The sequence below is a fragment of the Flavobacterium sp. YO64 genome, assembly GCF_004119505.1.
GTDB classification, from domain to species: Bacteria; Bacteroidota; Bacteroidia; order Flavobacteriales; family Flavobacteriaceae; genus Flavobacterium; species Flavobacterium oncorhynchi.
Window position 1 is genome coordinate 1 of sequence record NZ_NRQV01000019.1, and the last position, 14,588, is coordinate 14,588.

The following is a 14,588-nucleotide window of genomic DNA, read 5'->3' on the forward strand; positions in this document are numbered from 1 at the left end:
ATTCCAATGAAACGTGATTTACCGGAATTTGGAATTTTTAGTATTGGAATTTTCTAAATTAAAGATTGATTTTTTCAAAGAAAGCATTCTTGTAGCTTTCACTTATAGGAATCCGTTTATCGCTAATCAAAACTTTATTTTTTTGTATCGATTTCACATGTTTTATATTAATGATATAAGATCTGTGAATTCTGGAGAACCCTTTGCTTGAAAGTAAATTTTCAAGTTTTATTAAGCTGATTAATGTTAGTGTATATTTATTATCGGTTGTATAGATTTTTACATAATCCTTTAAACCTTCGATGAATAAGATATCAGCAAAATTCATTTTAACATTTTCGTATTCAGCTCTTACAAACATAAAATCCTGTTCGAGCTCTGGAACAAGTGTATTTTCAGCAATTGAAGAAACAGCCGCAGTTGGATTAACAATTTGCTGTGCACGTACTACTGATTTTAGAAAACGGTGAAAAGGAATTGGTTTTACTAAATAATCGACAGCACCAAGATTAAACCCTTCGACAGCATAATCAGAATAGGCAGTTGTAAAAATTACAAGTGGTTTTTTCTCGATCGTATTTAAAAAATCTATCCCTGAAAAATGCGGCATTTGAATGTCTAAAAAAATCAAATCAACATTATTTTGATTGATAAATGAAACGGCATCAATAGCATTATTAAAAGTACTGATCAATTCAAGCGAATCAACTTTTTGTACAAAATCTTCCAATAATTCAACAGCTAATGGTTCGTCATCTATAATTACACATTTCATCTGTAAGAGTTTAAATTTATTCGGTTTGGAGTTCAAAAGTAGTTTTAAACCAGTGAATTAAGTTTTAAAATTATCATAAAATACTGGTTTGATTTTAATTACCCATTTACAGTAATTGTTTTGGTCAAAGTATAACCATCCGTCAAATTACCTGTTAAAACTGCCAGCTCGCTGGCAATACTGTCTGCAAAAACATTATCTCTAATATTAGAAGTGTCAGCTTGTCCGTGAGCAGCATAATTAGTACTTGAGTAAACAGTACTCGAAGTGCTTTCAGGAAAAGCAATTTGAGTAACTAATAATGAAGATCCGCTGCTCGACAAAACTTCAACATGTACATGAGGAGCTCTGCCTTGGTACCAGCCGGGATAAATAGAAATAAATGAAACTTCTCCTTTAGCATTTGTTGTTTGTCTTCCTCTTAAAAAATGAACAGAAGTATAATCCGTCTGCTGCATTTGAGTTCCGCCGTATTCAGAATAATTGCCGTCTTTGTCGCAATGCCATACATCAACTAAAACATTCGACAGAGGCAGGCAGTTATTGTTTTTATTTTCAATAATTAAATTGATTAATAGAGCAACTCCAACTCGGTCTGATTTTATATTTTCTAAAACTAATTGACTTGGTGTTTTGATAGGAAAAGGACCTTTAGTTTCAGATGGTGAAACTGTGCAGCTTCCGTCACCAGATAAATCTGTGCCAGAATCATCATTATCACTTTTAGAGCACGACTCTAATATTTTTGAAGCACCAGCCAAAGCTGTGATGCCCAAAAGACCATTTCGGATGAATTTTTTTCTGTCCATAATTTCAATGTTTAATTTACAGTAGTTTTAATTTCATCTAATTTTAGATTTAAATGCACGCGGTAAAATTGGCTGTCTTGGTTTATAGTTAGTTCATGAGCATTTGGGTAAAGTAAATCCAGTCTGTTTTGAATATTTACGAGACCAATCCCTGAATTTTCGGGGTCTTTTATATAATTTTCAATTGTATTTTCAATCCAGAAATCAAGATTGTTTTCTGAAATGAAAATTTTAATTTTGATATGTGCTGCACCTTTATAATCTGTTCCGTACTTAAAGGCATTCTCAACAAATGATATCAGCAGTAAAGGTTCGATAAACTTATTTTTAGTGTTACCATGAACATTAATTACAATATCTTCAATGTTGTTAAGTCTTAGTTTTTGCAGTTCAATATAATTCTGAATATAATTTATTTCCTTTTCTAAAGCCACCGTTTTATTATCTGTTTCGTACAGCATATAACGCATTAACTCAGATAATGTGACGATGGCATCAGGGACCAAATCAGATTTTTTATGTGCTAGAGAATAAATACTGTTTAAAGAATTGAATAAAAAATGCGGATTGGTTTGTTTGCGCAAATAAGTCAGTTCCGTATTTGTTCGATGCGTTTCGGCAATTAGTTTGTTTTGTTCGTTGCTGTAAAACTCTGTCAGGGTTCTAATAATTGCACTTATGGTAAGAATTAAAATATAGAAAAAAGAAGGGCCGATTTTAAAGAAAAGCGGACGTTTCATTTCGATTTTTAAGTTGTCAGTTTTTCGTAAAAGTACAGTTTCATTTGGCATGAAATGTGGGCGGACAATATTTGAAGGAGGTAAATGTCTGAATTCAGGAATAAAATAATTAATTCTGATGATCATAAAAGCAGCAATAATTATAAAGGCAAATAAAAAATACTGCCAGTACTTTTTTTGTAAAAGAAGAGACGGAACCATGTAATAATAGTTGAGGTAAAACAACATTATTCCTGATGCCCACTGAATATAAAAATCATTATTGATTCTAAACGGACTTTCATAAAACTGAATTAAAGAAGTCAGAATGAAGAAAACCCATATAATACAATGGAATAGAATTTTATTTGAGTTAGTATTTTTGATGGCTCCGATTTTCATTTATAATTTTATTTTTAATAAAATTAATTCATTTTTAGTTACTGTTGGTGATAAGTTTTGGCTGAGTTTTTCAACCACCAAATGAGCAGTTTTTAATGCATCTTCTTGAGTCGAAAAACTTTTGTTGTCACTTATTACGGGGATAATCGATTGCTTAATAATGATTTTATCTTTATACGAAATCGAGTATCCCCAGCCAGAATTGGTTTGAAAAGTTTCTGTTCTATAAATCTCTTTTTTTCCGCAAGAAACTATTTGTAAAACAAGACACAAAAGCAATAAATTCTTCTGGATGTTACTCCAAAAGAATTGTTTAGTATTAATTATCATTGTCATTTTGTTCCTCCAAAGGTTTAAATTCCCAAGCATCATCAAAATAAGAAGAACCAATTCTTCCTAACATATAAAAACCGCGATTATTTATAGTGAAACCTACAGCATCAGTTCTTGTTGCGCCTTCAAGCGGAGTTCTTTCAACCCAAAGATCAGTAGTTGGATTGTACTCCCAAATTGTTTTTATATTTTCGCCTCCAACTACATATCCTAGTCCATTCATGCTAAAACTTGATGCATTGGCACGTACAATTGCATATTCGTCATTATACGAATAATCATCAGTGGTATTTTTATCAATATCTCTTTTTCTTGTCCAAGTATCAGTTGAAGGGTCAAATTCCCAAAAATCTCCCTGGTAAACACTATTGTTAATCCCTGTTGCCAGATACGCTTTATCAGCAATTACGAATACGGTTGCATTACGTCTTTTATTACCGCTAAAACCGTTTACAAGTGTCCAGCTGTTTGCTTGATCATCATATTGATAGAAATCTTTTAGATAGTTTCCATCATAACCCGTTCCAAAATAAGCTTTACCACCAGCCTGAAAACCTACAGCAGCATAACGAGCTGTTCCAGCAAAATCTGTTTTTTGAGTCCAACTGTTGTTGGAAGGATCGTATTGATAAAAATCCTTCAGTTTATTAGTTCCGTCATAGCCAAGTCCAATATAGCCTTTATTGTTTAATGCAAAGCTAGATGCAGAACTTCTTCCTACACCAATAAAGTCTGCTTTTTGCTCCCAATAGTCTCCATTTGAGTTGTAAGCCCATAAATCTTTCAAGTATACATCGCCAGTATAACCAGCTGCAACATAAGCATAATCACCAATTACAAAACTTGTGGCGCTAGATCTTGCCGGTCCGTCAAAAGCCGATTTCTTTACCCAGTTTCCCATTAATTCATCATCCTCGTCGTCATTGCTGCAACTTATAAAGAAGAGACTAGAAAGTAATGAAGCGAATAATATTCCTTTTTTAAAATTATTCATAGTGTATTAAAATTTATTTATTGGTTCAAAAGTAGGTTGGAGAAGGATTTAAAAAAAAGAAGATATATGTATTGCCCATTTTGATAGACTAAATCAGACTTTTTAAAGGCGAATGAGTTATTGACGATACTTTGTCTATTGTAGATGCTTTTTTGCCTTTAATAGTACAAAAATGTACGACTGTATATGTTATGATGCCGTCTAAACCTCACCATTATATATTTGCGCAAAAAATTGATTATGCGTAAGTTATTGTTTGTGTTGTTTATTGCTTTTACATTATTTTCATGCGGAACAGATACTGATGCAGGAGAGTTTGTAGTTGGATCTGATTATTTGGCGTTGAACAATAAGGTTGTTATGATTGATACTGTAACGGTTGAAATGTCTACCATAAATTTTGATTCACTGGTGACTTCAAACCAAAGCCGAATATTGGTTGGAAATTACGATGATCCTATTTTTGGGAAGGTGAAATCGAGTAGTTATTTTCAGTTGTCATCAAGTAATTATGCTTTAAATAATGAAGGTTCCGATACAGAGAATGTTAATTATGTTTTTGATTCCATTTCTATGGTGTTAAAGTATGATAACTATTTTTATGGCGATACAACTAAAATTCAAACATTTAATATTCATCGCTTAACGCAAAAAGTAAAACCAAATACTGATTCTGGAAGTTTTTATAATAATTCGAGTTTGAGTTACGATGAGGAAAGTTTGGGAACATTTTCATACAAGCCGCGCCCAGTTGGAAAAGATTCGATTAATATAAAAATGAGTAATGTATTTGGAGAAGCTCTTTTTCAAAAAATAAAGAAAAGAGATATTACAGATTTTGACTCTTTTACAGAGTATCTAAAAGGGCTTGTAATTGTACCATCATCGTCTAACTCGTCAAGTGTTATTGGGTTTAATACTTCCAAGAGTTTAGTGCGTTTGTATTACTCCAAATATCAAGCGGGTGTTGATGAGGTTCCTTTTGTGATCGATTTTTCTATTTTAGATGCTACAAAGCAGTTTAATTCTATTTCATTAGATAAAACAGGAACGTTAATTCAAAATCTGCCTATATCGAGCAGTAAACTTTCGAGCACAGCGACTAACGGACAGGGATTTATTCAGTCTGGAACAGGAGTGGCTTGTCGTATCGATTTTCCAAACTTAAGACAGTTGAAATATATTTCAGATAATGGCGCTATTGTCGATGCTCAATTGATTTTAAAACCAGTTAATAATTCTTATTCTGAAAAATACCCACTTGCAGATTCCTTAAAAATATATGTAGGCGACAACTTAAATAGAATAAGCAGTTCGTTGCTAAATTCTGCTGGAGCAGCAGTTTATGGTATTTTGAATAAGAAAAGTGATGAGTTCAACGAAAACATCGGATATACTATTCCGTTGGGTAATTTTTTACAAAAGGAAATGCTTCGAGCTTCTGATTCTAAATCTTCTTTGATCCTTACGCTTCCAGGTATTTCTAAAACCGTAGATCGAATTGTTTTAGGGGATCAAAAGCATTTAAACAATAAAATTCAACTAAAAATATATTACATCTCTTATTAAATGAAAAATAAAATAGTTTTTATTTACTGTGCCATTTTAATGTCGTTTGCATCATTTTCTCAAAGCATTTCAAGCTCACCATATTCATTGTATGGAGTAGGCAGTTTGTATGATGCTGATTTTGGATTGCTTCCGTCAATTGGATCAGCAGGAATTGCACTGCCATCAGATAGTTTTATTAATAACCTTAATCCAGCTTCATTAGGTTCACTTCCATTAAATCATTTTATGTTTGATGTTGGTGGTAAGGCTATTGCAACAACCTATCAAAACAATTCAAAAAAGGAGAATCGTAACAATTTTCAATTTTCTCATATTGCTTTTGCTTTTCCAGTTACTAAAAATTCTGGTTTTAGTGTTGCATTACGTCCGTATTCTAGCTCGGCATTTAAAATTTCTAATCTTATCCTGCCAATCTCAGATAGTCAGGAATCGTATAGTTTATCAGCAACAGGTTCAGGAGGATTAAATAATTTTGATTTTTCTTATGGGTATCGATTTGGTAAAAAACTTACAGTAGGAGCGTCTGCAGCTTTGTTATTCGGAAACACTGTTGATGACAGAGTTTTTACAATTCTCAATTCAATAACTACTATACATAAAAAAACAGATTATAACGGACTTCGTGCAACGTTGGGAACTCAGTATAAAATTGATTCTACGTTTACTATCGGTGCAACAGTTAAATTACCGGCACAAATTAAAGGTTCAAAAGTACAGTCGGTTGAGTCGATAAATGATGAGGTGGTGAGTGATATTCAACCTGAAACAGTTTCTGATGTAGACGATTATTATATGCCTTTAGAAATTGGAATTGGTATTAGTAAACGATTCAAAAAAGTCTTGAATATGACTTTTGATTATGAAAAAAGTTTGTGGAGTGATACAAAACAATCTGATTTCTATGGTGATTATGTAAATCAAGACAGATTTGCGTTAGGTTTTACTTATTTTAACGAAAAACGAAATTACAGAAAATATTGGGACAGAGTCAAATATTCTGCAGGTGCAAATTTTGATACAGGATATCTCGAAATAGATGGAAAAAGGATTAACAATGCTTCAATTTCAGTAGGAGTTAATCTGCCTATCGAAAATACTTTTTCAGCCTTAAATATTTCATATTCGTACGGGCAAAAAGGAAGTATTTCAAACAATTTAATTAAAGAAAATTATCATAAATTGTCTGTAAACTTATCTTTAGATGGTATTTGGTTTGTTAAGAGAAAAATAGAATAAAATTAGAAATCTTTTTGGACTACGTTATATTTATGTTCTAAAATGGAGTCTAAAACAACTGGATTTGAATTAACGTAAAATATAGGTTCACTTTTTTGAGCTGTTGTAAAACCAACTTTTTCGCGTAAAATATTTTGAGTTTGTCTTGCTACTGCTTCTCCAGAATCTATAATCTGAATATGTTCTGGAAGTATTTTTTTAATCTGAGGAATTAAATAGGGGTAGTGGCTGCATCCTAAAACAAGATAGTCAATGTTTGCATCTATCATAGGCTGCAAGTATGATTCTAAAAGCTGTGTCATTTCAGTAGAATACAAATTTCCATCTTCAATTAACTGAACTAGCCCATAACCAACTTGTTCAATAATTGTTGTGTTTTGAAACATTTCTGCAGTCTTATTAAACAACTCACTGTTTAATGTTCCTTTTGTAGCCAGGATACCAATAACTTGTGTTTTAGAGTTATTGGCTGCAGGTTTTATTGCAGGTTCAATTCCAATAAACGGAATATCATAATCATTACGGAGTTCACGAATAGCATTTGTCGTTGCTGTATTGCACGCTACAACAATTAATTTGCATTTCATTTCCAGTAAAAAATCAACATTTTTTTTACTTAAGGCAACAATCTGTTCTTTGGTTTTTTGACCATAAGGAGCATTTTTACTATCGGCTAGATAAATTGTTTTTTCATTTGGAAGTAAGTCATGAATAGCGCTCCAAATTGAAGTTCCCCCAATTCCAGAGTCAAAAACACCTATAGGATTATCGTTTGTCATAGTACAAATTTAGTATTTTTTGAAACAAAATGATAGTTGAAATTAATTGTAATTTGCGAATGATACGTCTTTTTTATTTTAAATAAATGTAAAAAAAAACTGTTCAAATTTTTAAAAAATTTGAACAGTTTTTAATTAACGAATTCGTTTTTATTAGAATCCTAAATCTTTTTTTACATCAGCAGTAATGTTTGGACCATCAGCTAATAAAAGAGTAGAACCATCTAAAACATATTGGAAACCTTTAGCTTTTCCAATTTTTTGGATAGAAGCTCTTACTTTTTCCATTAATGGTTTTACGATGTCAGTTTCTTTTTGTTGCAATTCTTTTTGAGCATTGTCTCTATAGTCAACAATTCTTTTTTGCATGTCTTGAACTTCTTTAGAACGATCTCCATTAACAGCTTCTGTTACAGTTGCAGCTTCAGCTTCGTACTTTTTGATTTTAGTTTGATATTCATCAACCATTTTTTTGTATTCAGCATCATACGTACCACTTAATTTTTGCAGTTGATTTTGAGCATCAAGCATAGCAGGCATTTTCGACATAATGTCGCTTACATCAACATGGGCAACCTTCGCCTGTGCGTTCATTGTGTTACTTGCTCCTAAAATTAGTATTGCAGCAATTAGTAAAGTTTTGATTTGTTTCATCATTTTTAAAATATTAATTAATTATTGGTCGTATTAGTTTTTTGTGTTTCGGCTTCTCTTGCTTTTTTCGCCGCTTCTCTTTCTTCTAATATTTTTTTTCTTCTTTCTTCTAATTCTTTTTTACGCTGTTCGTAAAGTTTTTGTCTTTCGGCAGCTTTATCTATTGCAGGTAAAGCTGTTGTTGTTTCAGCTGCTGCTGGTTTTGCTGTCGTACCATCAGTTTTAACTGCTTCGGTTGTTTTTGCTGCCTGAGTTGTTTTTGCTGGTTCAGAAACCGTGCCATTTTTTTTAGCTTCTCTTTCTTCTAGTATCGCTTTTCGCCTGTCATCATACTCTTTTTTCTTGGCTTCTTGCTCTAGTCTTCTGTCTTCAATAAGCTTTTCTCTAGCGGCTTTTCTTTCATCAAGAACTTTTTGTCGATCAGCCATAGCAGGATTTTCATCGATAGCATTTTCTTTACTTTCTTGTACTTCCTGATCTTTCAATTGTTTTTTCGTCAACTGTTCTCTTTTGTCAGTTCTGTTCAAGATACGTATAACCTGATCGCTGATATCAAATCTTTTGTTACTGAAAAGCATCGTCAAATCTGATGATTTATCAAAAATAAAATCATAATTTTTAGCTTCTGCAATATCTTGAACGGCAGTAAATACCTGATCTTGAATAGGCTTTGCCAAAGCAGCTTTTTGTCGAATTAGATTTCCGTCAGCTCCAAATTGTTTTTGCTGATAATCCAGCATTTCGTTTTCTAAGAACTTAATTTCAGTTTCTTTTTCATCAATTAATTCTTTGGTTAACAAAGCTTTTTCTGCTTTAAGATTTTCTTTAAGCGTATTGATGTTTGTTTTTTTTGTTTCTATTTCTTGTTTCCACTTTTGAGCTTTCAACTCTAATTGTGATTTTGCTTCTTTATAATCAGAAACATTCTCCAAGATATATTCCATATCTATGTAACCAATTCTAGTTGTCTTGCCTTGTGCCTGACTTGTATTAGCTACAATCAAGGCTAAAAATATAAATAAAAATTGTTTTCTCATAACATTACTTTATTCGATGATTTTTAACCAAACGTATTATTCCTAAAATTGTTGTCCAATTATAAAGTGAGTTTCCCAGCCATTTGCTTTGTTTGTAACAGATCCTGGCAGAGCATCGAAACCATAACCAAAATCGATACCTAATAATCCAAATGCAGGCATGAATACACGTAAACCAGCTCCAGCAGAACGATATAAATCGAACGGGTTGTAATCCCTGAATGTTGGATATGATGAACCTGCTTCTAAAAACGTCAATGCATAGATCGATGCAGATGGTTTTAAAGTTATTGGATAACGTAATTCCATTGAGAATTTGTTGTAAATAGTTGCTCCAATTTGCTGGCCATATCTAGAACTTGTCTTGTCTTCAATAATTGGCGTCAATGAGTTGTTCGGATAACCTCTTAGCTGTACAGTCTCTCTACCATCCATAGAATACTGTGCCATTCCGTCTCCTCCTAAATAAAAACGTTCAAACGGTACAACACCTCTAGATTGATTGTAAGCACCTAAGAAACCAAATTCTGTTAATGTTCTTAAAACTAATTTTCCATATACCTTAGTATACCAGTCTGCTTTAAATTTAACTTTATAATATTCTAACCAATTGTATTTTTTCTGATCCACTTTTGCTTGATCCGTATCTGCATTTGCATAGTCAGATCCCACACTTACTGTTTGATTACTACCATTTATAGATTCGCTTTTTGTGTAATCTCCAGGATTTATTGGTTGCCCGTCAGCTCCTGTAGTAGTGGTTGTACCAGTATATCTTGTTTTGTATTCTTTTTCATTTCCTAAGTTAGCATAATCTACTCCATTAAATAATGAATATGGAGGTGTTACTTTAGCTGAGACACTAAACTCAGAACCATAAGTTGGGAATATTGGGTTAACCCCTTTATTACTTCTTGAAATTCCAATAGTGTAAGCTAAGTTTCGAGATGCTCCATTACCAAAGGTAAACAAACCAGTAAAGTAATTATTTAAATCATAATGCTGGTAACTTATAGATTGTGATAATACAAAATAATCATCTGGCACAGTAAGACGTTTTGCTAAACCAACTTGTACTGTAAAAATATTAAAACTTTGGCTTCTATCAACAGTTCTTGTAACATAATTATTATTAAACTGTTTACTGTACGAGATAGATGAGCTAAATTGTACTGGTTTTTTTCCTCCAAACCAAGGTTCAGAAAATGATAAACTGTAAGTTTGGAAATAAGTACTTCCTTGTAAACGTAATGATACTTTTTGTCCATCTCCCATTGGAAGCGGTTTGTAAGCATCTTTGTCAAATAATTTACGTGCCGAAAAGTTGTTGAATGATAATCCTAATGTTCCAATGAAACCGCCGCCGCCGTAACCTCCTTGAAGTTCAACCTGGCTAGATCCTTTTTCTACTAATTGGTATTCGATATCTACTGTTCCTGCTCCTGGATCAACATTTCTAAATTCAGGCTTGATAGACTCAGGGTCAAAGAATCCTAATTGTCCAATTTCACGAATGGTTCTAACTAGTTCTTCTTTACTGTATTTGTTACCTGGTTTTGTTCTTAACTCACGATAAATTACGTGGTCATTTGTTTTGTCGTTACCAGTAACGTATATTTTGTTGAAATAGGCAATTGGACCTTCAGTAATTCTAATTTCAAAATCAATAGTATCATTAACCGTTTTTACCTCTACAGCATTAATTTTTGAGAACAAATAACCGTTGTTTTGGTACAAGTTTGTAATATCTTCACCATCAGGTTTTGAATTGTCTGCAATTCTTTTTTCAAGCATTACACCATTATAAACTTCTCCTTTTTTGATTCCTAAATAACGATTTAACTGCTGATCTGAGTAAACGGTATTTCCTAAGAATTTGATATTTCCAAAGTAATACTTGTTTCCTTCTTCGACATTGATTTTAATGCCAAGCATATTTTTCTCTTTGTTATATTTAACAGAGTCATAAATAATACGTGCATCACGATATCCTTTTTCTTTGTATGCCGAGATAACTTTTTCTAAGTCGGTTTTGTATTTTTCTGGAATAAATTTAGAAGCTTTTAAAACACGGAAAACATTTTTCTGTTTCGTGTCTTTCATCGCGGCTCTTAATTGACTTTCTGTAAGTTGTTTATTTCCAGTGAAGTCGATATTGCTGATTTTTACTTTGTCGCCTTTGTCTATACGCACCAACATATTAACCTGATTACCGGCAATTGTATCTGGTGTCGTTGTAATGGTAACTTTAGTATTGTAAAAACCGTCTTTTTTGTATTTGTTTTCGATGTAGTTTTTCGTGGTAGTAATTAAGTTCTCGTTTACAATTTTGTTTTTGGTTAAATTGTTGTCCTTAATTAAAGCTTCGATTTTGCTTTTCTTTACACCAGTGATTTTAACTTCATTAAGCTTTGGAAGCTCAACAATATTTAAATCTAGATAAATACTGTCATTTTGAACTCTATTAATGTAAAAAGCGATTTCGTCAAAAAGACCAAGTTTGCCTAATTTCTTAATTGCACCAGTGATTTCTTCTCCCGGTACAGTTATCTCTTGACCTGTTTGAAGTCCAGAAAATGTTACTACAGTTTGTTCGTTAAAGCTAATCTTACCAACTACAGAAACTTTGGCCAGTATATACTTTTTTCCTTGATCAAAAGGAACTCTTTCTTGTGCTTTAATTTGTGAAAAACTACCCAAAAGTAAAAGGGTAAAGACTATTTGTATTCTTTTTTGTAACACTAAAAAATTATTTAATTTGTTCACTGGTTTTTCCAAATCTACGTTCTCTTTTTTGATAACTAATAATAGCCTCATATAAATCTTGATCTTTAAAGTCTGGCCACAAGACATTAGTAAAATACAATTCTGCATAGGCGATCTGCCATAGCAAAAAATTACTTATTCTATGTTCTCCACTTGTTCGTATTAACAAATCTACATCAGGTAAATTTTGCGTGTAAAGATGCTCATTTATAATTGAATCGTCAATAGCGTCTATTGAAATTATATTATTTTTAACTTTATCACTGATGATTCTAACGGCATTTACCAATTCTTCTCTCGATCCGTAACTTAAAGCTAGCGTAAGAGTAAGACGAGTATTGTTTTTAGTTTTATCAATTACATCAAGCAGTTCTCTTTGTGCGGATTTTGGTAATTTTTCAAGATTCCCAATTGCATTAAGTCTGATGTTGTTTTCCTGAAGCGTAACTAGTTCTTTTTTTAATGAATTGATTAAAATTTTCATTAATGCTTCAACTTCTAGTTTAGGACGATTCCAGTTTTCTGTAGAAAAAGCATATAAGGTTAAGTAATCGATACCAAGCTTAGCGCAAGTTGTAATTGTTTTTTTTACAGATTTTGTGCCATTTTCATGTCCAAATGCTCTTAGGAAGCCTTGTTGTTTGGCCCAGCGTCCGTTTCCGTCCATAATAATGGCCAGATGTTTTGGTAAGTTTGATTGATCTATAGAGTCTATTAAATTCATTGTATTATTGTGCGCAATAGCAAGGTTTTTGTCCAAAGGTATACGTTAGCGTTAAACCCGAGAAAACATACCAATCATTGTTGTTTAAATTTCCAAATTTTAAAATGTTTGCATTGCTGGTGTTTGGATTGCTGCCATCAATGTTATCTGTAAACGTATATCGTGCTCCAACTTCGGCCGCTAAGACAAAGCGAGATGTTATATTTGATTTTATACCCAGTGTCATTGGTATTGCAAATGAATTTGAGTTTGTGCTTTGTGTAATATTTTGGGTTGTCTTATAGCGATACAATCCATCATAAATAAAAAAACTTAATCCAGAGTATATATAAGGTGTAATTTTTCTGTGATAATCATGCAAATTAAAATCAAAAAAATTAAACTCCAAACCCGCAGAGATTTCTTTTACGTTATTTTCAAAGCGATATCCTCTTCCGCTTCTTCCTGTTTCATCGGAGTCTAAATCATTTCCCGCAATGGTAGATTGCGTGTAAGAAATTCGATAAGAGTGACGAGGGCTTTTGTTCCATTTATACAAAACGCCAAAAGCCAGCTTATCTGGATTTATGTAAGTTGTGCTTCCCACATCGCCTACAAAGTTGCTTCCGCCAAGAAAAACACCAATCTCATTGATTTGAGCATTTAGTGTAATAAAGGGAAAAAAACATAACAATAAATTAAAAATTTTCTTCATTTAATTCAGAATTGCGTGCAAATATAATAATTATCGATACGAATCAACGTTCCTTTACATAAATGTGCTTTTTTTTCAATTTACAATATGAATTTGAGACATTTAATGATGATTCACTACAGGCAGAACGAGAAAATGTCCTATTATCGTATAGTATTAAGTAAGAAATAGGGTTAATTTCTCTTGTCTTCGCCCCAGAGCAATTTGTTTCTTAATGTTTTTAAGAAAGTTTCGCCTGGTATTTCGACCATTTTTATTTTGTAATCAGTTTTTTTGATCTTTAAAATTGATTCGTTTTTTACAGAAGAAGTTCTAGAGTCTAATGAAACCAAATATTGATCTTCTCTGCCTGAAACGCGCAATGTAATTTCTGTGTCGTCTGGTATAACAAGTGGTCTTGCGGTTAAGTTATGCGGTGCAATAGGAGTAATGACTAGACTTTTTACATCTGGCGTTAAAATTGGTCCGCCGCAGCTTAATGAATATCCTGTAGAGCCGGTAGGCGTAGAAATGATTAAGCCGTCTGCCCAATACGAACTTAAGTATTCGTTGTTTAGGTGAGTTTCTACAGTAATCATCGAAGTAGTATCTTTTCGACTTACTGTAACTTCGTTCATTGCGAAATTAAGTTCTGCAAAGGCATCATTTTTAGGTTCGCACGTTAAACCAAGTAACGTTCGTTCAGATGTGGTGTAGTTTTGGTCAATAACATACTGCAGTAAGCTGTCGATATTTTCTTTTTGAACTTTCGCCAAAAAACCTAATCTGCCTGCATTTATACCTAAAAGTGGAACACCTGAACTGCGAACTAAAGCAGCTGCTCTTAACATTGTTCCGTCGCCTCCAATACTAATCAACATCTCAAAGCTATCATCTAAAATTGTGCTTGATGAAAAAGTAGAATACTCTTTTTTGACAAGCTGCTTTTCATAGAGCATTTCCAAAAAGTTTTCTTCAATGACAATTTCGACATTATTTGAAGTAAGAAACAAGAAAATGTCTTTTATAATTGGTTCAGTGCTGTTTTGATAATATTGTCCGTAAATGGCTATTTTCATTCGTCTTAATTAGATAATGAGGAAATGTGTTAATTT

At 32.6% G+C, this 14,588-nt stretch carries 14 protein-coding genes; 2 read left to right on the plus strand and 12 right to left on the minus strand.

The features are described from left to right. Positions 1–58: 58 nt before the first annotated feature. The 5 genes from BOW57_RS14040 to BOW57_RS14060 all read right to left on the minus strand — a co-directional run bounded on the left by BOW57_RS14040 (position 59) and on the right by BOW57_RS14060 (position 4,032). Complete coding sequence (locus BOW57_RS14040) at positions 59–775, minus strand: LytTR family DNA-binding domain-containing protein (protein ID WP_129055111.1); 717 nt, start codon at positions 773–775, stop codon at positions 59–61. A gap of 98 nt (positions 776–873) precedes the next feature. Beyond that, positions 874–1,584 (minus strand): intradiol ring-cleavage dioxygenase, encoded by a 711-nt coding sequence (locus tag BOW57_RS14045; protein WP_129055113.1) that lies wholly within the window; start codon positions 1,582–1,584, stop codon positions 874–876. A gap of 11 nt (positions 1,585–1,595) precedes the next feature. Beyond that, on the minus strand, positions 1,596–2,705 hold the full coding sequence (locus tag BOW57_RS14050) for a sensor histidine kinase (RefSeq protein WP_129055115.1): 1,110 nt from the start codon (positions 2,703–2,705) through the stop codon (positions 1,596–1,598). Further along, complete coding sequence (locus BOW57_RS14055; RefSeq protein ID WP_129055117.1) at positions 2,706–3,035, minus strand: DUF4907 domain-containing protein; 330 nt, start codon at positions 3,033–3,035, stop codon at positions 2,706–2,708. Continuing rightward, the gene (locus tag BOW57_RS14060) at positions 3,025–4,032 is read right to left on the minus strand and encodes a kelch repeat-containing protein (protein ID WP_129055119.1); all 1,008 of its coding nucleotides are present in this window, start codon (positions 4,030–4,032) and stop codon (positions 3,025–3,027) included. Before BOW57_RS14060 ends, BOW57_RS14055 begins: the two co-directional genes overlap by 11 nt. A 240-nt stretch (positions 4,033–4,272) precedes the next feature. On the opposite strand from BOW57_RS14060, the gene BOW57_RS14065 reads away from it, so the two are divergent. Next, positions 4,273–5,601, plus strand: coding sequence for a DUF4270 family protein (locus tag BOW57_RS14065; protein ID WP_129055121.1), 1,329 nt, complete (start codon positions 4,273–4,275; stop codon positions 5,599–5,601). Beyond that, positions 5,602–6,840 (plus strand): aromatic hydrocarbon degradation protein, encoded by a 1,239-nt coding sequence (locus BOW57_RS14070; protein ID WP_129055123.1) that lies wholly within the window; start codon positions 5,602–5,604, stop codon positions 6,838–6,840. A 2-nt stretch (positions 6,841–6,842) separates the two neighbouring features. Here BOW57_RS14070 and murI read toward each other — a convergent pair whose 3' ends face one another. The 7 genes from murI to BOW57_RS14105 all read right to left on the minus strand — a co-directional run bounded on the left by murI (position 6,843) and on the right by BOW57_RS14105 (position 14,552). Continuing rightward, positions 6,843–7,619 (minus strand): glutamate racemase, encoded by a 777-nt coding sequence (gene murI, locus BOW57_RS14075; protein ID WP_089054464.1) that lies wholly within the window; start codon positions 7,617–7,619, stop codon positions 6,843–6,845. 153 nt (positions 7,620–7,772) lie between these two features. Further along, complete coding sequence (locus BOW57_RS14080; RefSeq protein ID WP_199170255.1) at positions 7,773–8,276, minus strand: OmpH family outer membrane protein; 504 nt, start codon at positions 8,274–8,276, stop codon at positions 7,773–7,775. Between the two features lie 14 nt (positions 8,277–8,290). Then, positions 8,291–9,310 carry an OmpH family outer membrane protein gene (locus tag BOW57_RS14085; RefSeq protein WP_129055125.1) on the minus strand — a complete coding sequence of 340 codons (1,020 nt, stop codon included), beginning with the start codon at positions 9,308–9,310 and terminating at the stop codon, positions 8,291–8,293. A gap of 42 nt (positions 9,311–9,352) precedes the next feature. Next, positions 9,353–12,127: an outer membrane protein assembly factor gene (locus BOW57_RS14090; protein ID WP_164973714.1), complete on the minus strand. Its 2,775-nt coding sequence runs from the start codon at positions 12,125–12,127 to the stop codon at positions 9,353–9,355. Further along, complete coding sequence (locus tag BOW57_RS14095; RefSeq protein ID WP_129055127.1) at positions 12,060–12,800, minus strand: isoprenyl transferase; 741 nt, start codon at positions 12,798–12,800, stop codon at positions 12,060–12,062. The genes BOW57_RS14090 and BOW57_RS14095 overlap by 68 nt, the downstream gene beginning before the upstream one ends. A 4-nt stretch (positions 12,801–12,804) precedes the next feature. Continuing rightward, on the minus strand, positions 12,805–13,494 hold the full coding sequence (locus BOW57_RS14100; protein ID WP_129055129.1) for a DUF6089 family protein: 690 nt from the start codon (positions 13,492–13,494) through the stop codon (positions 12,805–12,807). A 173-nt stretch (positions 13,495–13,667) separates the two neighbouring features. Continuing rightward, entirely contained in the window at positions 13,668–14,552 is an 885-nt protein-coding gene (locus BOW57_RS14105; RefSeq protein ID WP_089054467.1) for an NAD kinase, read from the minus strand. Between the last annotated feature and the right edge of the window lie 36 nt (positions 14,553–14,588).